Origin of the sequence: Streptococcus sanguinis, assembly GCF_008329445.1 — a bacterium.
Classification (GTDB): Bacteria; Bacillota; Bacilli; order Lactobacillales; family Streptococcaceae; genus Streptococcus; species Streptococcus sanguinis_O.
Window position 1 is genome coordinate 276,733 of the sequence record NZ_VIBR01000004.1, and the last position, 21,108, is coordinate 297,840.

A 21,108-nucleotide genomic window follows, 5' to 3' on the forward strand; every position below is an offset into this window, starting at 1 on the left:
GATTCCATGAAAAATTTTATAACGGAAGAAGTTAAAGAAGATTTTCTTGAATCTTTGAAAACAATCGTTTCCTATCCTTCAGTACTGAATGAAGGTCAAAATGGAACACCTTTTGGACAAGCTATCCAAGATGTCCTAGAAAAAACTTTAGAAATCTGTCGGGGGCTAGGCTTTACAACCTACCTCGACCCTAAAGGTTATTACGGATATGCAGAAATCGGTCATGGAGCTCAGCTCCTGGCCGTTCTCTGTCATTTGGATGTTGTTCCATCAGGTGATGAGTCGGACTGGCAGACGCCGCCTTTTGAAGCCACTGTCAAAGATGGCTGGATTTTTGGTCGTGGGGTTCAGGACGACAAGGGACCTTCCATGGCCGCTCTTTATGCTGTAAAAGCATTGCTGGACAGTGGAGTGGAATTTAAAAAGCGGGTTCGCTTTATCTTTGGTACAGATGAGGAGACACTTTGGCGTTGTATGGATAGATACAACCAGCTAGAAGAGCAGGCTACACTTGGCTTTGCACCAGACTCTTCCTTCCCTTTGAACTATGCTGAGAAGGGGCTTCTGCAGCTTAAGCTGGAAGGGCCTGGCTCTGACACTATAGAGCTCGAAGCTGGTCAAGCTTTTAATGTTGTTCCTGCCAAGGCTCCCTATTCGGGTGACTTACTGGAGTCCGTCGTTGCAGGACTGGAAGATTTAGGCTATGAATATGAGCGAACGGCAGAAGAAGTAACGGTTATCGGCTTGCCTAAGCACGCCAAGGATGCTGCCCGAGGAATTAACGCCATTATTCGCCTAGCTAAGGTCTTGCAGCCCTTGGATTCGCATCCGGCTCTTGTCTTTCTGGCTCAGGCGGTTGGTGAAGATGCGACAGGCAACCATCTCTTTGGGGCTGTGTCTGACGAACAGTCGGGCTTTCTTTCCTTTAATGTTGCCGGTCTGACTTTAACCTCTGACCGCTCTGAGATTCGGATTGACATGCGGATTCCGGTCTTGGCAGACAAGGACAAGTTGGTTGAAAAGCTGGCAGAAATAGCCAGTCAATACGAGCTGACCTATCAGGAGTTTGATTACTTGGCTCCGCTCTATGTACCATTGGACAGTGAGTTGGTCAGCACCCTGATGGCAATTTATCAGGAGAAAACAGGAGACAACAGTCCAGCTATGTCTTCTGGCGGAGCGACCTTTGCTCGTACGATGCCTAACTGTGTTGCTTTCGGCGCTCTCTTTCCGGGAGCTGATCAGACAGAGCATCAGGTCAATGAACGATTGCTCTTAGATGATCTGTATCGGGCCATGGATATTTACGCGGAAGCTATTTATCGTTTGGCTACAACACCTTAAATGCTGACTTTTTAAAACCATCTTCAATTCTTATTGGTACTTCTTTACCCTAGTCAAGTATGGCTTGCTGATTTACTAATGGGTTTCATTTGAGGGAAAAATCGTAAATAGAAAAAACTGAGGCAATGTTGTCTCAGCTTTTATTTACTAAAGAAGAATGGTGGGGTGAATTCTTTGAGTTTCTCAAAGCAGTCCAGAGCCCCTTGGTCATCTTCGCAGATAATCAGACAGACGTCATCTCCACAGACAGTAGCTACAATCTGAGGCAGCTCTAGAGCGTCTAAGATTGCACCGAAAGACTGGGCCAATCCAGGCAGGGTTTTCATGACGACTTGATTTTGAACTGGCCGCAGCATGACCAAAGCATCCTCCATATAGAAACGAAGGCGTTTTTCCCAACGGGATGGTGCAATGCTGTTGATGATATAGTAGGAAGTATCGTTTTCACTGACCTTGACCAGATTGAGTGCTTTCATATCTCGTGAAAGAGTGGACTGGGTTACAATGACGCCGTTTGCTTCCAAATGCTCCTGAAGTTCTTGCTGGGTATGGATTTTCTTTTCCATGATTAAGGAGCGAATAAGACGGTGTCTGCTTTCAATTTTATTCATATATTTTCACCTATAGTTATTTGATAAACATAGCATCACCAAAGCTGAAGAAGCGATAGCGCTCAGCAATAGCGTGCTCATAAGCTTTAAGTGTTAAGGAACGTCCGGCAAAGGCAGAGACTAACATGACCAGAGTTGACTTGGGCAGGTGGAAGTTGGTTGAAAAAGCATCAACGACCTTCCAATCGTATCCCGGCTTGATAAAAATATTGGTCCAGCCAGAGTCAGCCTGAATCTGACCCTGAAATTTACTGCCAATTGTCTCCAAGGTGCGGATAGATGTTGTGCCGACTGCAATGACACGTCCGCCATTTGCCTTGACCTGACGGAGTGTCTGGGCAGCTTCCTCGGACAGACTGTAAAATTCGGAGTGCATCTCGTGATCATCTAAGCTGTCTACAGAAACCGGTCGGAAAGTTCCCAGTCCGACATGAAGGGTGAGATAGACCAGCTTGACTCCCTTGGCAGCAATCTGCTCCAATAGCTCTTCTGTGAAATGAAGTCCAGCAGTTGGCGCAGCAGCAGAGCCGTTTTCTTTAGCATAGACAGTCTGGTAGCGTTCGCGGTCTGCTAGTTTCTCGTGAATATAAGGCGGAAGCGGCATTTCTCCCAAACTTTCCAAGACTTCTAGGAAAATCCCTTCATAGCCAAAGCGTACGATTCGACCACCATGGTCAAGCTCCTCTACCACAGTAGCAGTTAAGCGGCCATCGCCAAAGGAAATTTGAGCACCTACTCTGAGGCGCTTGGCTGGCTTGGCTAGCACCTCCCAATCATCGCCCTGGGTATTTTTGAGTAGCAGTAGCTCGACATGGCCCCCTGTCTCAGGTTTGATACCATAAAGGCGGGCAGGCAGGACACGCGTATTATTCATCACTAGGGCATCGCCGGGCTGGAGCTGATCAATAATCTGGTCAAAGTGCTGGTCGGAGAAGGCTCCCGTTTCTTTATCAACCACTAGCAAGCGGGAAGCATCCCTTTTCTCCAAAGGTGTCTGAGCAATCAGCTCTTCGGGTAAGTCAAAATCAAAATCAGCGGTATTCATCGTATCTCCTTATATTGTTTTCATCAGCCAGAGTAGATAGGCAGCGAGTAGAAAGGGACTGGCTGTAAGTAAGCCGCCCAAAATCAAACTTAGCATCTGCCAGCCTGGTTGTTTTTTCATGAGGAAACTCAGGCTGCAGAGTAAGACTCCGACTAAAAATAAAATCAATAAAACAATCAGTAAAAACATGTCTCTATTATAACACGATTTGCTGCAAAAGGAAGCGAGCATGACTAAAAAGTATGTCTATTTTGCAGACTTTTTCTTGACAAAAATTGGTCTATACCATATAATAAAATTAAGAACAGAAGTGGAGGTAGAAAATGAAAATTATTCAAGTGGAAAACCAAGTAGAAGGTGGCAAAGTGGCTCTCGAATTGCTCAAGGAAAAACTAGATCAGGGAGCAAAAACGTTGGGATTGGCTACAGGCAGCAGCCCAGAAGGATTTTACAAGCAGATCGTTGAGAGCGATCTTGATTTCTCAGAGATGTTCAGTGTTAATCTGGATGAATATGTTGGTTTGCAGGAGGACGATCCTCAGTCTTATCGCTATTTCATGAATCAGCACCTCTTTAACCAAAAGCCTTTTAAGGAAAGCTTCCTGCCCAATGGCGCAGCGAAAGATTTAGAAGCAGAAGTGACGCGCTACAATCAGCTTCTCACAGAGCATCCGGCTGATTTACAGATTTTGGGAATCGGTACGAATGGCCATATCGGCTTTAATGAGCCGGGGACTAGTTTTGACAGCCAGACTCACTTAGTGGATTTGACACCGTCCACCATTCAGTCCAATGCTCGATTCTTCGACAAGATGGAAGATGTTCCGACTCAGGCTATTTCCATGGGGATTGGCAACATTCTCAATGCTAAGTCCATCATTCTCTTTGCTTATGGTTCTGCTAAGGCCAAGGCTATAGCAGGAACTGTTGAGGGGGAAGTGACAGAGGAGCTGCCAGGCAGTGCTCTCCAGAAGCATCCGGATGTTGTAATTATCGCTGATAAGGAAGCGCTTAGCTTGTTAAAACACTAAGATTTTGACATTGATGCTATAAAACTGGCTTTGCCAGATAAAAGTCTCTTAATTTCCTATCTATTTTTTAGGTAGGATTTTTAGATTTATGGTTGACTTTGCGTAAAATATGATATACTAGATAGGTATAATTGTTCTTTGGAGGATCCTGTGAAGAAAAAGCTTTTGTTATTGGGAATTGCGTTCCTGACCTCGTTAGCGCCACTAGCTGCTAGGGCTGATGAATTGGTGGATATGGCTAAAAAGATGTATCCGCATGATAATGTTCAGGCGATTAATCGTCCCAAGTCTTCTCTCGTTATTGACGGCAGTACAGGTGATGTTGTCTGGGAAGATAATGTCGATGAGGTGCGTGATCCCGCTAGTATGAGTAAGCTCATGACGCTTTACTTGGTCTTTGAAGCGATTAAGGAAGGAAAAATCAGCGAAAAGACGGTCATCACAGCTACACCTCAGGATCAGGCTACCGCTAATATTTATGAAATTTCTAATAATAAAATTGTCGCTGGTGTGGATTATACCGTATCTGAGCTGATTACCATGACAATCGTGCCTTCATCCAATGCGACAACCGTTATGCTGGCCAATTATCTATCGGACAATGATCCAGATGCTTTCTTGGATCGGATGAATGCCAAGGCTCAAGAGCTGGGCATGACGAATACCAAGTGGTTCAATGCCAGCGGTGCAGCGGCGGTTTCTTTTAAGGGCTATTATAACCCTCAAAACTACGATAATTATGCCAGCAATCAGACAACAGCCCGTGATTTGGCGATTCTGGCCTATAACTTTGTCAATCATCATCCTGAGATTCTAAACTATACTAATAAAGCCAAGGTTACGGTTAAAGCCGGAACTCCTTACGAGGAAACCTTTGAAACCTATAATTACTCCCTGCCAGGTGCTAAATACGCTCTCAAGGGCGTAGATGGCATGAAGACGGGCTCTAGTCCTAACGGTGCTTTCAACTATATCGCGACCATTAAGCGTGGAGATCAGCGCATGATTGCTGTGATTATGGGAGTCGGTGACTGGTCTGACCAAGACGGTGAGTATTACCGCCATCCTTTTGGTAATGCTTTGATTGAGAAGGCTTATGCGGACTATGAGTACAAAAAACTCTTATCCAAGGGTGAGCAGGAGATTGATGGACAGAAGTATAAGCTGCCTGAGGATTTCTACGCTACTGTTAAAAAGGGAACCGAGCCTAAAGTCAAGGTTGAAAATAATGTTCTCAAGGTTGAAAATGGCTTGAAGACCTTGTCTAGCAAGATCTCTGATGAAATGAAAGTCGAGAAAGTTGAGAATCCAGTTGCTCAAGCCATTGAAAATGTGACTGGCAGCAAGTCGGAAAGCAAGCCTTGGTATGGTGTGTTCTTCAGCGATAAGATGTTAATTATGCTGCCTGTTGGCATCCTGCTAATCATTCTGTACTTTGAATACCGCAGTCGTCAAAAGCGTAAGGCTGCAAAGCAGGAACGTCGTAGAAATACAGATGTTGAATAAAGGGAATGTCCTCTGTCACATACGAACGGAATGACTTTCCAAGCTAAAACTCAGTTCTTTTGCTGAGTTTTCTTTCTGTCTTAAGGAGATTTCGATGCAAAAAAAGTTTCATAACAGCTATCTGGCTCATTTTTTACTCTTTAATTTTTTCTTCTTAGCCTACTCTCTTTTTTCGACTCTGATATCAGTCTATATGCAGGACTTAGGATACTCAAATGCTCAAGTATCGATGGTAGTGTCAGCTTCCTTCTTTGCTTCCATGTTGGCTCAGCCGCTGTTTGGGATTCTCAGCGATGTTTTGGGCATTAAAAAGATCTTCCTTTTTAGCTTTCTAGTTATGATGGTTGGGGCTGTATTTTTCATGAAAGCGACTCAGCTTTGGCAGTTACTGGTCTGGTATAGTCTGGTCCTCATGCTGGTTAACGGGGTCAATCCAGTCATGGATGTTCTTGCGGCTCAAAGTCCTTATACTTATGGTAAGATTCGGATTTGGGGAACCATTGGCTATGCCTTAGGCTCTCAGCTAGCAGGACTAATCTATCAAAGAGTCGCACCGCAGGCTATTTTCCCAGTCTTTATTGGCATGATGCTTATCAGCAGTCTAGGACTTTTGGGAATCCAGCCCAAGCACGACCGAGCAGCCCTAGAAAGCAGGAATACCCGCAAGCAGACAGGTCTGGGGAAGCTCTTGACCAACAAAACCTACCTCTTTTACCTGCTTTTGGTCGCCCTTTACTCTGGAGTGGGGAATACTGGTCATACCTATATCCCTGCCATGCTACAGCACAGTGGCTTAGAGGTGGATATGGCTTCGACAGTAGTTGCCTTATCAGTTCTGGTTGAAGCGCCTTTTATCTTTTATTCCTATCTTTTTATGGACAAGATTTCGATGAAAAAGCTGCTTTATATCTGTCTGGGAATCATCTTTCTCCAGTACAGCGTCTATGCTTTAGACCTAGGTTTGATTTCGAAAATCGGGATGACTCTCCTTTCCAAGCACGTGACTGGCATGGTTTTGATAATGGTGACCTTGAAAATCGTAGCCAGTTTAGTCGATGAAAAATTCCTGGTAACAGCCATTGCTCTAGTCCAGACATCCCGCAGTCTAGGAACCATTCTCATTCAAAATCTGGCCGGCCACTTTCTGGACAATTGGGGTTACGAAGGAATGAACCTCTTTCTAGCAGCTGTTATCTGCCTAGTCTGCCTGCTGGCCCTCTTTCTAAAATTGCCAGAACGAAAAGGAAATCAATTATTTGGATAATAGAAAACGAGTCGGAGAGATGCTCTCTTGACTCGTTTTTTTGATGGTGTAGATCTTTTCTCTTTTCTTTTGCGAATATTTTAGTAAATGAGATAAATTTTAGAGGGGACTGGGATATGTTTGTGGCGAGAAATCATAAGGGGCTTTTGTGTAATGCTCTGGAGGAGAAGATTGAGAAGGGGGCTGATTTCGTCTGCCCGGCTTGTTCAGGGGCAGTCCGTTTTAAAAAAGGGAAGGTTATGCAGCCGCATTTTGCGCATGTTTCGCTAGAAGAGTGTCGTTTTTACAGGGAAAATGAGAGCGCTGAGCACCTGAACCTTAAGGCGGAGCTTTTTCGCTGGGCTGTCCAGACAGAAGAAGTTGAGGTGGAGGCTTTTTTGCCTGCTCTGCAGCAGATTGCTGATCTACTGGTTGATGAAAAACTGGCGCTTGAAGTCCAGTGCAGTCTCCTAAGTATAGAACGGTTGCAGGAACGGACGCTTTCTTACCGCCAGCATGGTTATCAGGTTCTCTGGCTTTTGGGGCGAAAACTTTGGCTCAAGGATTCCCTAACTCGCCTGCAGAAGGATTTTCTCTATTTTAGTAAAAATATGGGCTTTCATCTTTGGGAGCTGGATCAAGAAAAGCAAGTTCTGCGTCTCCAATACCTGATTCATGAAGATCTGCATGGAAAGGTACAGCATAAGACCAAGAACTTTCCTTTTGGTCACGGTCAGCTTTTGGATATTTTGCGTTTACCCTTTCAAAAGCAGGAGATGAACAGCTTTCTGGCCCAGCAAGATCCGCACATCTGCAATTATATCCGTCGTCAGCTTTATTACCAGCAGCCTAGATGGATGAGGCTGCAGGCCCAGCTCTACCAGAATGGCGATAATTTATTGACTAAGACTGCAGAGGATTTTTATCCGCAGGTTCGGCCAATACAAGCTACCTCCTTCTGTCAGATAACTACTGACCTGACTGACTATTACCAGCAGTTTGAGAATTATTACGCCAATCTCCAGCAAAAAAATCTGCAAATTGTTTATTCACCGGCTTTTTATGAGATGATAAGAGAAAAATGCTAAGTATCGTTAGTTTCCCATTGATGAAGCCATAAACTTTTAGCTATCCTTTCAGTTTTAGAATATTTAAGAATCCTGTATAATATAATAAAGTAATAAGTTAGATAGTTAAAAATTCTAAATCGTGCTAATTCAGCTAGCTTTAGAAAATATGAGAAGTGAAAGGAGCTATCATGAAGAAAATAGTTATTATTTTTCTGAGTATCATCACGATCAGTTCAGCTATGTTTTTAGGAGGTTGCAGTATGCTAAACAGTCGGTCAGAAAAAGAAGAAATTCTTCAGATTTCAGAAAGTAAAAAGATGAAGAAAGCCTTGGAAAATTTTCTCAAAGGTTTAGATCCTAAAGCTTTGACACCAGAAGGAAAGATTAAATCCTATGAAATTCAAAAGGATAAGTTAGATTATAATCCTATGGGTGGACTAAATGTTTATATAATTATTAATGGGAATGAAGTTTTGAATATTGATATGACTGTTCAAGAAGAAGATACTGGAGAATATGAAGTTGTATCATATGGTATTCCACAAGAATTGAGTGAGTTATTAGGAGAGAATTAACATGGCTAATAATGCAGAGTACAATGATAAGCAGAATGTTGCAGCAGCTTTGGTAGAGTATCGTGAATTAGAATTTGGGAAAAATTATTCAATAGCTGGTAAGAATGGATATATTGGTAATCTTTCTCAGGTATACGACAATGTAAATGGCCATGAAGAGCAAGTTTTTGTATTTACAAATAATGGTAAAGGACCTGAGCAATCTCCGGTCCCTTACTCCGCTTCGGATGCTGAGCGTGCTCAGGTGCAGGATGTGACAGTCATGATGCAGGGCTCTCAGACCAAGACGCACACTCCTAAGTTAATCCACGATACTGTTACGGATTGGCTGCCTACAGACTTTGTGACGGCATCTCACCGTCTGGGACCTGTAGGTGCAGTAGAATATGCTACCCCTTTTGTTTATCGTCATTCAAAAAATATTATTACTCAAAAAAGCCGAGAAGAACTAGATAAGGCAGATCGAGACGTAAGTAATAAGATAGGAAATGTAGTCGGAATCTTTAATAAAGATGCTGGTCAAGCTGTGAAGCAGAGCCTTAATTCTCTCAATAAAAATCCCTTTAATGAGCTGAGGAAGAATGTTATATCAAATCTTGCAGGTGTTTCTGGCGGAACTTTCACGACAGGAATTGCTGCACCGAATATTTTGGTAGCTGCTAGTTATCTCAAAAAGACACAAGAGTTTCCTCCGGCTCAGTTTAAGGATGCGGCTAAGCATCTTAAGGAAACCATTCGTAAGTACCCTAATGCCAAGATTGATCTTTACGGACACTCTTTGGGTTCTATGGATATCCAGTATGCTCTATCCACCCTGACAGAGGAGGAGATGCGCCATATTGGCACAGTCCATATCTACAATGGCCCTAATATCTATCCTCTCTTGCCCAAGGAACAGCAGGCACGACTGGATAGCGCTAAGTATAAGATCTTTAATCATATCGACCATAAGGATATCGTCAGCTTAGGCTACAGCTTATCTGGCAGTGAAAATGCTGCTGGTATTGTACATCATATTGCGACTGTCGAAAAGGAAATAGGTGCTCAGCATATGATGGAGGGCTATATCTACGATAAAAATAAAAATTTTGTGCTTATGGATGGGACAGGAAAGACGACTATCAAGGATACCATCAAAGCCAATATGATTCCTTACCAGAATATGAAGAAGTATCTGTCTAAGGGTGGATTTAGCAGTAATGAAAAGATTTATCTGGACAGTGTTCAAGCCCAGGCAACTGTTCAAAATTTAGTAAATGTAACCAAACTAGGCTATGACACGTTGCAGCAGGCTAGAGATCAGGTTGTTAGCGAAGCGGAAAAGCTAGCAGAGCAGTTGGGAAAGGTTCCTCAGGGCTTCAGTCTTAGTCCAGATGAGGTGACTGCAGCCTATCAGGCTGGAGGTGCAGATTATCAATCATTGGTCGGATCTTTACAAGAGCACTTTGAAAGTCGATTGTCTAAATTTCAGATGCTTCTAACTATCTTTGAAGTTTTGCAAGGTCAGATTGAAGCTGGAATTGAGCAGCTGCTGGCTAAAGATCAGACATTAGCAGGAGATTTTGAGCAATGGAACCAAATCAATCGATGAAGCAGGATATAGCTAAAAAAGAAAAAGAGTTGGAGGAGCTTTACTCAGAACTTCAGCGGGAACGCTTGAAGATTGATAAAGAACGAGATGTCATCCTATCTAAGAAAAAAGCTTTTTCCGTCATGCTACAAGAAGAGTATGAAATGGCGACTGCTATTTTACGGAAACAAGAAAGGGACACTAGTATCGAATGGCAAGCTCTAAATCAGTATATAGAATCCTATGATATGTTGGCGGAAGAGGCTAGCAGCGAGGAACTGAAAAATCTTGATCTAAAAGATGAGAAAGTTTTGGAAACATTCTCTAAGCAGAGACGCCGTTTAGAATGGGAAATTGAAGATAGCTATTCTCATCTTCGTGATTCTAAATAAATCTGCTGTTTAGAGTAGAGGAAAGGAAAAAGTCTATGTTTATATCAGAAATAGCTTCAACACCAGTAAAAAGTTACTTTTCACCATCTAAAACATCTGATTTGGCAGAAATTAGAAAAGCAATAGAAAAGCAAATTATAACGAATGTTCTAGCTCCTCTTTTGTTAGCTCAAAAAAGCAGCCTTCAAAGCAATTATGATACTCTTTTTACCAATGTCGCAAAGACTGTTCAAGAGAGCGTGAAAGTAGCTGCAGATCAGATAGATAGCTCGATGAAAGGGCAATTTTCTAAAAAAGTTGTAAGCGTTATAGACAACAGCGGTACGAAATTTGAAGAAATTTAGCAATGAACTCTTTGGAATCTAATTTTTCTTTGGTCAGGAATTAGGTTCAAAGAGTTTTTTTTATTAATTAAGTCTGTCTGCCTAGCTACTATGTGATTTTGGTACTTGAGTTTTATAAAAAGTAGAATTTTGTGATAGAATAGGGGAGTCGGAGGATTTTTTTATGGCAAAACAAAGAAATGAAATTGAAGAAAAATATACTTGGGATTTGAGTACCATTTTCCCAACAGATGAAGCCTTTGAAGCGGAGTTGGCGCAGGTTTCAGAAGAAGTGAAGAAAGCAGCTGGTCTGGCTGGGCATTTGCTGGATTCAGCGGATAGTCTCTTAACAACGACTGAAATCCAGCTGGACTTGATGCGTCGTATTGAAAAGCTTTATTCTTATGCTCATATGAAGAATGACCAGGATACACGTGTGGCTAAGTACCAAGAGTATCAGGCTAAAGGTATGACTCTATACAGCGACTTTGGTCAAAGCTTTGCTTTCTATGAGCCCGAATTTATGGCGATTACAGAAGAGCAGTACCAAGCTTTCTTGGCTGAGCAGCCAGCCTTGCAGCAGTATCAGCATTATTTTGACAAGCTTTTGAAAAAGAAAGCTCACATCCTGACACAGCGTGAAGAGGAACTACTAGCCGGTGCTGGTGAAATTTTTGGGGCAGCGGGCGAAACCTTTTCTGTTTTGGATAATGCAGATATCGTCTTTCCGATGGTGCATGACGATGATGGAAATGAAGTTCAGCTCAGCCACGGTAACTATATTACCCTAGTTGAGTCTAAGAACCGAGAAGTCCGTAAGGAAGCTTATGAGGCTCTCTACAGCGTATACGAGCAGTATCAGCATACCTACGCTAAGACTTTGCAGACCAATGTCAAGGTTCACAACTACAATGCGAAAGTCCGCAAGTTTTCATCTGCCCGTGAAGCAGCTTTGTCAGCTGACTTTATTCCAGAAAGTGTTTATGACAGCCTAGTTTCAGCTGTCAATAAGCATTTGCCTCTTTTGCAGCGTTATATCGCTTTACGAGCGAAGATTTTAGGCATTTCTGACTTGAAGATGTATGATATGTACACACCTTTGTCAGAGACAGACTACAAGTTCACTTATGAGGAAGCCTTGGCTAAGTCTGAGGAAGTTTTGGCTATTCTGGGTGAGGATTATCTGAGCCGAGTGAAGACAGCTTTTTCAGAGCGCTGGATTGATGTTCATGAAAATCAAGGCAAGCGCTCAGGAGCATACTCAGGCGGTTCTTATGATACCAATGCCTTTATGTTGCTCAACTGGCAGGACACGCTGGATAATCTATTTACCTTGGTGCACGAGACTGGCCACAGTATGCACTCCAGTTATACTCGTGAGACCCAGCCTTATGTCTATGGAGACTATTCTATCTTCCTAGCTGAGATTGCTTCAACGACCAATGAAAATATCCTGACAGAAAAGCTTTTGGAAGAAGTAGAGGACGATGCTACCCGCTTTGCTATTCTCAATCACTTCTTAGATGGCTTCCGAGGAACCGTCTTCCGTCAAACCCAGTTTGCTGAGTTTGAGCATGCTATCCACAAGGCTGACCAAGAAGGTCAAGTTTTGACCAGCGAGTTTCTCAATGAACTCTACGCTGATTTGAACGAGAAATACTATGGACTGAAAAAAGAAGATAATCCACAGATTCAGTACGAGTGGGCTCGGATTCCGCATTTCTACTACGATTACTATGTTTTTCAATATTCGACAGGATTTTCAGCGGCTTCTGCCTTGGCTGAAAAGATTGTCCATGGCAGTCAGGAAGACAAGGACAAGTATCTGGACTATCTCAAAGCTGGGAATTCTGACTATCCCCTCAATGTCATCAAAAAAGCAGGTGTGGACATGGAAAAGGAAAACTACCTAAATGCTGCTTTTGCTGTCTTTGAGCGTCGCTTGGATGAATTCGAAGCCTTGGTAGAAAAGTTGGGACTGGCATAAGATGGTCGAGACTTATAATCAAAACTCTAATCCCAATATGCGCCGGCCAGTGGTCAAAGAAGTAGTCGTAGACTTTATGAGACAGCGTCTCCAGCCGGTCACTGGTGGACTCAAGGAGCTGGAGGATTTCGCCAGAGCTGAAAATGTGCCCGTGATTCCCCATGAGACAGTAGCTTACTTCCGTCTGCTAGTCGAAAGTCTCCAGCCAGAGAAGATTTTAGAAATTGGGACGGCTATTGGTTTTTCGGCCCTTTTGATGGCAGAACATGCTCCTCAGGCCCAGATTACGACAATTGATCGCAATCCAGAGATGATTGAGCTAGCCAAGGCTAATTTTGCTAAATATGACAGCCGTCAGCAAATCACGCTGCTGGAAGGCGATGCGGTGGATCTGCTTGAGACACTGGAGGATTCCTACGACCTTGTCTTTATGGACTCTGCCAAGTCCAAGTATGTAGTCTTTCTGCCCCAAGTCCTCAAGCGCCTTAATCCTGGTGGCCTAGTCCTCATTGATGATGTCTTTCAAGGAGGAGATGTTGCCAAGCCTTTTGAAGAAATTAAGCGTGGTCAACGAGCTATTTACCGAGGACTGCACAGTCTTTTTGACGCAACTTTGGACAGTTCAGATTTGACTGCGAGTCTGCTTCCCTTAGGAGATGGGCTGCTTATGATTAGAAAAAAATGACATCTCTGATTTTTTCCTAATTTCCAAAAATTTTTAGTAAAATTTAAGATATCAATTCAAATTTGTGCTACAATAGAAAACGTGAACTTTTAAGAATAAGGAGTCAATATAAAATGAAGAAAAAAATATTTGCAGGAGCTGTGACACTCTTGTCAGTCGCTGTATTAGCAGCATGTTCTAACTCAGAAGGCAAGGACATCGTGACCATGAAAGGAAACACGATTACTGTCAATGAGTTCTACGATCAAGTGAAAAACAATGGTGCAGCTCAGCAGGTCTTGCTGCAGATGGCTATCAAAGACATCTTTGAAGAAAAATACGGCAAAGATGTCAAAGACAAGGACGTTAAGGATGCTTTCGAAAAGTCTAAAACTGCTTACGGTACAGCTTTTGCCCAAGTCTTGGCTCAAAACGGCTTGACCGAAGATGCCTACAAGGAGCAAATCCGCACCAATATGCTGGTAGAGCATGCTGTTAAGAAGGCTGCTGAAAAAGAGCTGACTGATGAAAACTACAAGGCTGCCTTTGAAAACTACACGCCAGAAGTAACAGCTCAAATCATTAAGGTTGACAGCGAAGACAAAGGTAAGGAAGTTCTCGAAAAAGCTAAAGCAGAAGGAGCAGACTTCAGCCAAATCGCTAAGGAAAACTCTACCGATGCTGCCACTAAGGAAAAAGGCGGAGAAATCAAGTTTGACTCTGGATCTACTGATGTTCCAGATGCTGTCAAAAAAGCTGCCTTTGCTTTGGAAGAAAATGGCGTTTCAGACCTTGTGACTGTGCCAGATTCACAGTACTCAGCAAGCTACTATATTGTTAAGCTGGTCAAGAAGTCAGAGAAATCTTCTAACTGGAAAGACTACAAAGACAAGCTGAAAAAGATTATCATTGCGCAAAAAGAAAAAGATACTAGCTTCATCCAAAGCGTTGTGGCGAAAGAGTTGAAAGATGCCAACATCAAGGTTAAGGACAGTGCTTTCCAATCTGTCTTTGCTCAGTATATCGAAACCACAGGTTCTTCCACTTCTTCATCAAGTGCTGCCAGCAGCTCAAAGACATCTGAGTCTAGCTCAGCAGCTGAAAGCAGTTCAGCAGAAGCTTCATCATCAGCCGCAGAATAAGGTTGACGAAAAGAGAATAAGCAAGTATAATAAGACTGGTGAGAATTGATTTTTCAAGTTCTTAGTTCAGAGAATTGGCGGTGCTGCGAGCCATCTAAGACGGAGAATCATGCTACTCATCTTGAAAAATAGAATACGAAATGAGAATGACAAGTTCATTGAATGAAGGTGGTACCGCGGTTTTTCGCCCTTCGGACAAGGAACTTGTCTTTTATGTTGACTGTGGAGGTAACGTAATGAAAACCTATCTTGTCAAACAGAAATTTCGCTTAGGCGGCGAACGCTTTGATATCAAGGACGATCGAGGAAATGTGGATTATCAAGTGGAAGGCTCTTTCTTCCAGATTCCTAAGACCTTTACTATCTATGATAGTCAAGGACAAATCGTCAGTCAGATTACCAAGACCCTTATAACCCTCCTGCCCCAGTTTGAAATCAAACTCAGCAGCGGGCATAGCTTTTATATCCGTAAGAAATTCTCTTTTTTGCGGGATAAGTATAAATTTGATAATTTGGGTCTACGAGTTGAAGGGAATATCTGGGATTTAAACTTTCGTCTGCTTGATGACTGCAATCAAGTCGTTGCAGAGATTACCAAGGTGCTCTTTCATCTAACCTCTACTTATCAGGTGAGTGTCTATGATGAGATTTATTCAGATTTGGTGATTTCCCTTTGTGTCGCTATTGATTATGTCGAAATGCTGGAAAGTTCGTCGTCATAATGCAATTATTTTTAGAAAAAAATTAAGGAGAAAAAGAAATGAAACAAATGTCAAGTGCTCAGGTTCGTCAAATGTGGCTGGATTTTTGGGCAACTAAAGGTCACGCAGTAGAACCATCTGTCAGCTTGGTGCCAGTCAATGATCCAACCTTGCTCTGGATTAACTCTGGTGTAGCGACTCTCAAGAAATACTTCGATGGAACTATTATTCCAGAGAATCCTCGGATTACCAATGCTCAAAAGGCCATTCGAACCAACGATATTGAAAATGTCGGAAAGACTGCCCGCCACCATACTATGTTTGAAATGCTGGGCAACTTCTCTATCGGCGATTATTTCCGTGATGAAGCAATCGAGTGGGCTTACGAGCTTTTGACTAGCCCTGAATGGTTTGATTTCCCCAAAGACAAGCTCTACATGACCTACTATCCAGACGACAAGGATTCTTACAACCGCTGGATTGCTATGGGCGTTGAGCCTAGTCATTTGATTCCGATTGAGGATAATTTCTGGGAAATCGGTGCGGGACCTTCTGGACCAGATACAGAGATTTTCTTTGACCGGGGTGAGGCTTTTGATCCAGAAAATATCGGAGTCCGTCTCTTAGAAGAAGATATTGAAAACGATCGCTATATCGAAATCTGGAATATCGTCTTGTCACAATTCAATGCTGACCCTGCTGTACCACGTAGCGAGTACAAGGAATTGCCACATAAGAACATTGATACGGGCGCAGGTTTAGAGCGTTTGGTCGCAGTTATCCAAGGGGCTAAGACCAACTTCGAGACCGACCTCTTTATGCCAATCATTCGTGAAGTAGAGAAACTGTCTGGCAAGGTCTATGACCAAGATGGCGACAATATGAGTTTCAAGGTTATCGCAGACCATATCCGCTCGCTTTCCTTTGCCATTGGTGATGGGGCTCTTCCTGGAAATGAAGGCCGTGGTTATGTCCTTCGTCGTCTGCTTCGTCGTGCTTCAATGCATGGTCAAAAATTGGGTATCAATGAGCCTTTCCTTTACAAACTGGTTCCAACTGTGGGCAAGATTATGGAAAGCTACTACCCAGAAGTTCTTGAAAAGCAAGACTTTATCGAAAAGATTATCAAGAGTGAGGAAGAATCTTTTGCTCGTACTCTGCACTCTGGTCAACACTTTGCAGAAACAATTGTGGCAGATTTGAAAGCTAAGGGACAAACTGTTATTGCTGGTCAAGATGCCTTCAAACTCTACGATACTTACGGTTTTCCGCTGGAGTTGACCGAAGAAATCGCTGAAGAAGCAGGCATGACTGTGGACCGGGCTGGTTTTGAAGTAGCTATGAAAGAGCAGCAGGATCGGGCGCGTGCTTCTGTTGTCAAGGGTGGCTCAATGGGCATGCAAAATGAAACCTTGCAGGCCATCACCGTAGAAAGTGCCTTTAATTACGAAAAAGAAGAGCTGATAGCTGAACTCCTTGCTATCGTGGCGGATGATGCAGCAGTAGAGTCCGTTGAGACAGGAACAGCTGCCCTCATCTTTGCAGAAACACCATTCTACGCAGAAATGGGTGGTCAGGTAGCCGACCACGGTCAAATCTTTGATGGAGCAGGCAATCTGGTAGCGCAAGTTACGGATGTGCAAAAAGCACCAAATGGTCAGCCTTTGCATACTGTAGAAGTTTTGGCTCCTCTGGCTCTCGGTCAAAGCTATAAACTGGAAATTGACCACAGCCGTCGCCATCGTGTGATGAAAAATCATACGGCAACTCACCTTTTACATGCAGCCCTGCATAATGTTCTTGGTAACCATGCAACCCAAGCAGGCTCTCTGAACGAAGTAGAATTCCTGCGCTTTGACTTTACGCATTTCCAAGCGGTGACAGCAGAAGAGCTGCGCGCTATTGAGCAAGAAGTCAATGAGAAAATCTGGGAAGCCCTTGCTATCGAGACAGTAGAGACAGATATTGACAAAGCTAAGGAAATGGGTGCCATGGCGCTCTTTGGCGAAAAATATGGTAAAGAAGTTCGCGTCGTAACCATCGGTGACTACTCTGTCGAGCTTTGCGGAGGAACCCACGTAGGCAATACTTCTGAAATCGGTATTTTCAAGATTGTCAAAGAAGAGGGTATCGGATCTGGAACTCGCCGTATCTTGGCGGTCACCAGCAAGGAAGCTTTTGAAGCCTACCGTGAGGAAGAAGAGGCGCTCAAGGCTATCGCTGCGACTCTCAAGGCACCGCAAATCAAGGAAGTACCTCACAAGGTAGAAGCGCTGCAAGAGCAGCTGCGTCAACTGCAAAAAGAGAATGCAGAGCTCAAGGAAAAGGCAGCAGCAGCGGCCTCTGGTGAAGTCTTCAAGAATGTTCAAGAAGCAAATGGACATAGCTTTATTGCTAGTCAGGTCTCTGTTTCTGATGCAGGTGCCCTGCGTACCTTTGCGGACACTTGGAAGCAGAAGGACTATTCAGATGTTCTTATACTGGTCGCAGCAATTGGAGACAAGGTTAATGTCCTTGCAGCCAGCAAGACCAAGGACATCCATGCTGGTAATCTGATTAAGGAATTGGCACCGATTGTAGATGGTCGAGGCGGCGGTAAGCCAGACATGGCTATGGCCGGCGGCAGCAAGCAATCAGCTATTCCAGACCTGCTAGCAGCAGTTGCTGAGAAGTTGTAATATTAGATAACAGATAGATGAAAAGGTCTGCTCTTTGGGCAGATCTTTTTTTGTACTCTTAGCTCTCTTACTTTTCTATATGTGAAGGTAATAAGCCGCTTTTCGGCAAGAAATTATGAATTGTTTTAGAATAAATAATGATATTTTCAAAAATATTGCATAAAAATACAGAAAATACTTGACAAAGGGAAAATATACGAGTAAAATAAAACGCATATTTATACGGAGGTGTTTTAAAAATATGCGAATTTCGATTGTAGGAATTACTGGTTACTCAGGAATGGAACTCCTCCGTATTTTGCTGCAGCATCCGCAGGCAGAAGTCGTTTCCCTTCATGCCAGCCAAGATATGGAGGCTCCTGTGTCAGAGCTTTATCCTCATTTGAAGGGGATTTGCGACCTGAGAATAGAAGCTTTCGACAGTCAGGAAATAATGCGACGAGCAGATCTTGTTTTCTTTGCAACGTCAAGCGGAGTGGCTAAAGATTTGTCAAAAGACTTTGTAGAAGCAGGATTTCCAGTCATTGACCTATCTGGTGATCATCGTTTGCCAGGGAATATTTATAAAAAATGGTATCAGAAAGAGCCAGCTGAAGGCTATCTTCAAAAAGCGTTTATTTATGGACTGTCTGAGTTTACAGATGTCAGAGGGAAGCGATTTATTGCTAATCCCGGCTGCTATGCGACGGCTACAGAGTTGGCCTTGATTCCCTTGCTGCAGGCTCAGGCTATTGAGCTGGACTCTATTATTGTCGATGCCAAGAGCGGTTTGACAGGGGCGGGGAAAAATCCAGCTGCATCCAGCCATTTTGTCCATGTGCATGACAACTATGTGACTTACAAGCTGAATCAGCATCAGCATATTCCAGAGATTGTGCAGCAGTTGCAGCGTTTTAATGAGGGATTGCAACAGATTCAGTTTTCAACTTCCCTCATCCCGCTCAATCGTGGTATCGTGGCGACAGTTTATTGCAAGTTAAAAGAACCTTTGACTCGAGAAGAGTTGGCTGCTATTTACCAGGAATGCTATCAGGATAAGCCTTTTGTCCGTATCCAAGCTACTCTGCCGAATCTGCATCAGGTTGTCGGTACTAATTATACAGATATTGGTTTTGACTATAATCCTGTAACAAACATTTTAACTGTAGTGGCTGTGCTGGATAACCTGATCAAGGGGGCTGCTGGTCAGGCGGTTCAAAATATGAATCTGATGTTGGGCTTTCCTGAAACAGATGGCCTGCTCAGTCAACCGTCCTATGTCTAGATGAGAAAGGGTTAGATATGAAAACTATTGATGGAACGATTGCCAGTCCGCTAGGCTTTTCGGCTGACGGTTTACACGCTGGCTTTAAGAAAAAGAAGTTGGATTTTGGCTGGATTGTATCAGAAGTGCCGGCCAGTGTGGCAGGAGTCTATACGACCAATAAGGTCATTGCTGCTCCACTTCTAGTGACCAAAGCATCAATCCAAAAGAGCCAGAAATTGCAGGCAATAGTGGTTAATTCTGGTGTTGCTAATTCCTGTACAGGCCAGCAGGGACTGGACGCTGCCTATGAGATGCAGCGATTGACTGCTCAAAAGCTGAAGATTGAGCCTGACTTAGTAGGTCTGGCTTCTACAGGAGTCATCGGCGAGCAGCTTCCAATGGATGCTCTGAAAAATGGTCTGTCACAGATTCTAGTGAGTGGCAAGGCAGAAGATTTTGCTGAGGCTATCTTAACGACGGATACTTGTACCAAGACCTGTGTAGTCACAGAAGAGTTTGGCTCAGACCTGGTGACTATGGCGGGGGTGGCCAAGGGCTCGGGCATGATTCATCCGAATATGGCGACTATGCTGGCCTTTATCACCTGTGACGCTAATATTTCTAGTGCTACCTTGCAAGCGGCTCTCAGTCAGCATGTGGAGACGACTTTCAACCAAATCACGGTGGATGGAGATACATCGACCAATGACATGGTATTAGTCATGGCGAACGGCTGCCGACAAAACGAAGAAATCCTGCCAGATACGGAAGAATTTGAAAAGTTTTCTAAGATGCTCCGCTATCTTATGGCTGACTTGGCTAAGAAAATTGCCAAGGATGGCGAGGGAGCGACCAAGCTGATTGAAGTCAATGTTCGGCACGCAAAGGATGAACAGAGCGGCCGTATGATTGCTAAGAGTGTCGTTGGCTCTAGCTTGGTCAAAACAGCTATTTTTGGTCAAGATCCCAATTGGGGCCGGATCTTAGCAGCTATCGGCTATGCGGGAGCAGATGTCTCAGTAGACAATATTGATATTTGGATTGAGGGGATTCCAGTTATGCAGGCTTCTAGCCCTGTGGCTTTTGACCCCGAGGAGACTAGTGATGTCATGGCTGGGGAGCTGCTGACCTTGACCATTGACCTACACGATGGGGCCGCTGAAGCTCAGGCCTGGGGCTGCGATTTGTCCTATGATTATGTGAAAATCAATGCCCTCTATAGAACCTAAGGAGAAATGCAATGAAAGATGTGATTGTTATAAAAATTGGCGGTGTTGCTGCGCAAAAGCTGTCTGATAAGTTTATCAAGCAAATGCAAGCATGGATAGCAGCTGGTAAGAAAATCGTGATCGTTCATGGGGGCGGTCTGGTCATTAACCAACTCATGAAAGAGCGCCAGCTGCCTACTCGCAAGGTTAAGGGGTTGCGGGTGACAGCTAAGTCTGACTTGCCCATCATTGAGCAGGCCCTGCTAGGTCAAGTCGGCCGGACGCTGACTCAAGAACTGAACGACTCAGATATTGAAAGCGTTCAGTTGGCTTCTCATTTGGGAAAGACAGTTTCGGCAGATTTTATCGATAAAGAGCTCTATGGCTATGTCGGTGATGTGACGGCGATTCAAACTGCTTATCTAGAGCAGCTGCTGGTTGCGGACATCGTCCCAGTGCTGGCTTCGTTAGGAGAAAATGCAGCTGGTGAGCTCTTAAATATCAATGCAGACTATCTAGCTGCGGCAGTTGCCAGTTGCTTGCAGGCAGAGAAGCTGATCTTGATGACAGATATAGAAGGGGTTCTGGAGGACAAAAAGGTCCTGCCCCAGCTTCTGACCAGTCAGGTTTCCAAGAAGATTCAGAAAGGTGTCATCAAGGGCGGCATGATTCCTAAGATTGAGAGTGCTGTTCAGACTGTGCTTTCCGGTGTCGGACAGGTTCTGATTGGTGACAATCTTTTGACAGGCACCTTGATAGCAGAGGGATAACG

Annotated in this window: 20 protein-coding genes; 17 read left to right on the top strand and 3 right to left on the bottom strand. The window is 43.8% G+C overall.

The genetic code is table 11. The features are described 5' to 3' along the window. Positions 1 to 6 precede the first annotated feature (6 nt). Positions 7 to 1,344, top strand: a complete 1,338-nt coding sequence (locus FKX92_RS10240; RefSeq protein WP_149566248.1) for a dipeptidase — start codon at positions 7 to 9, stop codon at positions 1,342 to 1,344. A gap of 140 nt (positions 1,345 to 1,484) precedes the next feature. Here the strand turns inward: FKX92_RS10240 and FKX92_RS10245 are convergent, their stop codons facing one another. From FKX92_RS10245 to FKX92_RS10255, 3 genes are read right to left on the bottom strand one after another with little or no spacing between them, the layout of a single operon-like run. After that, positions 1,485 to 1,955 carry an arginine repressor gene (locus FKX92_RS10245; RefSeq protein ID WP_002896068.1) on the bottom strand — a complete coding sequence of 157 codons (471 nt, stop codon included), beginning with the start codon at positions 1,953 to 1,955 and terminating at the stop codon, positions 1,485 to 1,487. A gap of 16 nt (positions 1,956 to 1,971) precedes the next feature. Then, on the bottom strand, positions 1,972 to 3,000 hold the full coding sequence (gene queA / locus FKX92_RS10250; RefSeq protein WP_032916004.1) for a tRNA preQ1(34) S-adenosylmethionine ribosyltransferase-isomerase QueA: 1,029 nt from the start codon (positions 2,998 to 3,000) through the stop codon (positions 1,972 to 1,974). A 9-nt stretch (positions 3,001 to 3,009) separates the two neighbouring features. Further along, positions 3,010 to 3,189 carry a hypothetical protein gene (locus tag FKX92_RS10255; RefSeq protein WP_002904113.1) on the bottom strand — a complete coding sequence of 60 codons (180 nt, stop codon included), beginning with the start codon at positions 3,187 to 3,189 and terminating at the stop codon, positions 3,010 to 3,012. Positions 3,190 to 3,323: 134 nt separating this feature from the next. On the opposite strand from FKX92_RS10255, the gene nagB reads away from it, so the two are divergent. The 16 genes from nagB (at position 3,324) to argB (ending at position 21,106) form a co-directional block, all read left to right on the top strand. Further along, entirely contained in the window at positions 3,324 to 4,031 is a 708-nt protein-coding gene (nagB, locus tag FKX92_RS10260; RefSeq protein WP_149566249.1) for a glucosamine-6-phosphate deaminase, read from the top strand. Between the two features lie 150 nt (positions 4,032 to 4,181). After that, the gene (locus tag FKX92_RS10265; protein ID WP_149566250.1) at positions 4,182 to 5,537 is read left to right on the top strand and encodes a DUF1958 domain-containing protein; all 1,356 of its coding nucleotides are present in this window, start codon (positions 4,182 to 4,184) and stop codon (positions 5,535 to 5,537) included. A 94-nt stretch (positions 5,538 to 5,631) separates the two neighbouring features. Beyond that, the gene (locus tag FKX92_RS10270) at positions 5,632 to 6,801 is read left to right on the top strand and encodes an MFS transporter (RefSeq protein ID WP_149566251.1); all 1,170 of its coding nucleotides are present in this window, start codon (positions 5,632 to 5,634) and stop codon (positions 6,799 to 6,801) included. A gap of 116 nt (positions 6,802 to 6,917) precedes the next feature. Then, entirely contained in the window at positions 6,918 to 7,868 is a 951-nt protein-coding gene (locus FKX92_RS10275) for a competence protein CoiA (protein WP_149566252.1), read from the top strand. 170 nt (positions 7,869 to 8,038) lie between these two features. Next, entirely contained in the window at positions 8,039 to 8,425 is a 387-nt protein-coding gene (locus FKX92_RS10280; protein ID WP_149566253.1) for a DUF1310 family protein, read from the top strand. A 1-nt stretch (position 8,426) separates the two neighbouring features. After that, a complete protein-coding gene (locus FKX92_RS10285) occupies positions 8,427 to 10,016 on the top strand; it encodes a hypothetical protein (RefSeq protein ID WP_149566254.1) in 1,590 nt (529 codons plus the stop codon). Beyond that, positions 10,013 to 10,387 carry a hypothetical protein gene (locus tag FKX92_RS10290; RefSeq protein WP_002896050.1) on the top strand — a complete coding sequence of 125 codons (375 nt, stop codon included), beginning with the start codon at positions 10,013 to 10,015 and terminating at the stop codon, positions 10,385 to 10,387. The genes FKX92_RS10285 and FKX92_RS10290 overlap by 4 nt, the downstream gene beginning before the upstream one ends. A gap of 35 nt (positions 10,388 to 10,422) precedes the next feature. Beyond that, on the top strand, positions 10,423 to 10,731 hold the full coding sequence (locus tag FKX92_RS10295; protein ID WP_149566255.1) for a hypothetical protein: 309 nt from the start codon (positions 10,423 to 10,425) through the stop codon (positions 10,729 to 10,731). A 163-nt stretch (positions 10,732 to 10,894) separates the two neighbouring features. Beyond that, positions 10,895 to 12,697: an oligoendopeptidase F gene (pepF, locus tag FKX92_RS10300; protein WP_149566256.1), complete on the top strand. Its 1,803-nt coding sequence runs from the start codon at positions 10,895 to 10,897 to the stop codon at positions 12,695 to 12,697. Position 12,698: 1 nt separating this feature from the next. Continuing rightward, positions 12,699 to 13,382 (top strand): O-methyltransferase, encoded by a 684-nt coding sequence (locus FKX92_RS10305; protein WP_149566257.1) that lies wholly within the window; start codon positions 12,699 to 12,701, stop codon positions 13,380 to 13,382. 113 nt (positions 13,383 to 13,495) lie between these two features. Further along, positions 13,496 to 14,503: a peptidylprolyl isomerase PrsA gene (gene prsA / locus FKX92_RS10310; RefSeq protein WP_002897941.1), complete on the top strand. Its 1,008-nt coding sequence runs from the start codon at positions 13,496 to 13,498 to the stop codon at positions 14,501 to 14,503. A gap of 140 nt (positions 14,504 to 14,643) precedes the next feature. Next, positions 14,644 to 15,225: an LURP-one-related/scramblase family protein gene (locus FKX92_RS10315; RefSeq protein ID WP_187759424.1), complete on the top strand. Its 582-nt coding sequence runs from the start codon at positions 14,644 to 14,646 to the stop codon at positions 15,223 to 15,225. 38 nt (positions 15,226 to 15,263) lie between these two features. Further along, positions 15,264 to 17,882 (top strand): alanine--tRNA ligase, encoded by a 2,619-nt coding sequence (gene alaS, locus FKX92_RS10320; protein WP_149566259.1) that lies wholly within the window; start codon positions 15,264 to 15,266, stop codon positions 17,880 to 17,882. Positions 17,883 to 18,123: 241 nt separating this feature from the next. Next, on the top strand, positions 18,124 to 19,146 hold the full coding sequence (gene argC, locus FKX92_RS10325) for an N-acetyl-gamma-glutamyl-phosphate reductase (protein ID WP_149566260.1): 1,023 nt from the start codon (positions 18,124 to 18,126) through the stop codon (positions 19,144 to 19,146). A 17-nt stretch (positions 19,147 to 19,163) separates the two neighbouring features. Then, positions 19,164 to 20,357 (top strand): bifunctional glutamate N-acetyltransferase/amino-acid acetyltransferase ArgJ, encoded by a 1,194-nt coding sequence (gene argJ / locus FKX92_RS10330; protein WP_149566261.1) that lies wholly within the window; start codon positions 19,164 to 19,166, stop codon positions 20,355 to 20,357. An 11-nt stretch (positions 20,358 to 20,368) separates the two neighbouring features. Then, positions 20,369 to 21,106, top strand: a complete 738-nt coding sequence (gene argB / locus FKX92_RS10335; protein ID WP_149566262.1) for an acetylglutamate kinase — start codon at positions 20,369 to 20,371, stop codon at positions 21,104 to 21,106. The last annotated feature ends 2 nt before the right edge of the window (positions 21,107 to 21,108 follow it).

Bases quoted from the DNA above. Each gene is read 5' to 3' on its own strand.
- FKX92_RS10240 (WP_149566248.1), top strand. From the start codon at position 7: ATGAAAAATTTTATAACGGAAGAAGTTAAAGAAGATTTTCTTGAATCT.
- FKX92_RS10245 (WP_002896068.1), bottom strand. From the start codon at position 1,955: ATGAATAAAATTGAAAGCAGACACCGTCTTATTCGCTCCTTAATCATG.
- queA (WP_032916004.1), bottom strand. From the start codon at position 3,000: ATGAATACCGCTGATTTTGATTTTGACTTACCCGAAGAGCTGATTGCT.
- FKX92_RS10255 (WP_002904113.1), bottom strand. From the start codon at position 3,189: ATGTTTTTACTGATTGTTTTATTGATTTTATTTTTAGTCGGAGTCTTA.
- nagB (WP_149566249.1), top strand. From the start codon at position 3,324: ATGAAAATTATTCAAGTGGAAAACCAAGTAGAAGGTGGCAAAGTGGCT.
- FKX92_RS10270 (WP_149566251.1), top strand. From the start codon at position 5,632: ATGCAAAAAAAGTTTCATAACAGCTATCTGGCTCATTTTTTACTCTTT.
- FKX92_RS10275 (WP_149566252.1), top strand. From the start codon at position 6,918: ATGTTTGTGGCGAGAAATCATAAGGGGCTTTTGTGTAATGCTCTGGAG.
- FKX92_RS10280 (WP_149566253.1), top strand. From the start codon at position 8,039: ATGAAGAAAATAGTTATTATTTTTCTGAGTATCATCACGATCAGTTCA.
- FKX92_RS10285 (WP_149566254.1), top strand. From the start codon at position 8,427: ATGGCTAATAATGCAGAGTACAATGATAAGCAGAATGTTGCAGCAGCT.
- FKX92_RS10290 (WP_002896050.1), top strand. From the start codon at position 10,013: ATGAAGCAGGATATAGCTAAAAAAGAAAAAGAGTTGGAGGAGCTTTAC.
- FKX92_RS10295 (WP_149566255.1), top strand. From the start codon at position 10,423: ATGTTTATATCAGAAATAGCTTCAACACCAGTAAAAAGTTACTTTTCA.
- pepF (WP_149566256.1), top strand. From the start codon at position 10,895: ATGGCAAAACAAAGAAATGAAATTGAAGAAAAATATACTTGGGATTTG.
- FKX92_RS10305 (WP_149566257.1), top strand. From the start codon at position 12,699: ATGGTCGAGACTTATAATCAAAACTCTAATCCCAATATGCGCCGGCCA.
- prsA (WP_002897941.1), top strand. From the start codon at position 13,496: ATGAAGAAAAAAATATTTGCAGGAGCTGTGACACTCTTGTCAGTCGCT.
- FKX92_RS10315 (WP_187759424.1), top strand. From the start codon at position 14,644: ATGAGAATGACAAGTTCATTGAATGAAGGTGGTACCGCGGTTTTTCGC.
- alaS (WP_149566259.1), top strand. From the start codon at position 15,264: ATGAAACAAATGTCAAGTGCTCAGGTTCGTCAAATGTGGCTGGATTTT.
- argC (WP_149566260.1), top strand. From the start codon at position 18,124: ATGCGAATTTCGATTGTAGGAATTACTGGTTACTCAGGAATGGAACTC.
- argJ (WP_149566261.1), top strand. From the start codon at position 19,164: ATGAAAACTATTGATGGAACGATTGCCAGTCCGCTAGGCTTTTCGGCT.
- argB (WP_149566262.1), top strand. From the start codon at position 20,369: ATGAAAGATGTGATTGTTATAAAAATTGGCGGTGTTGCTGCGCAAAAG.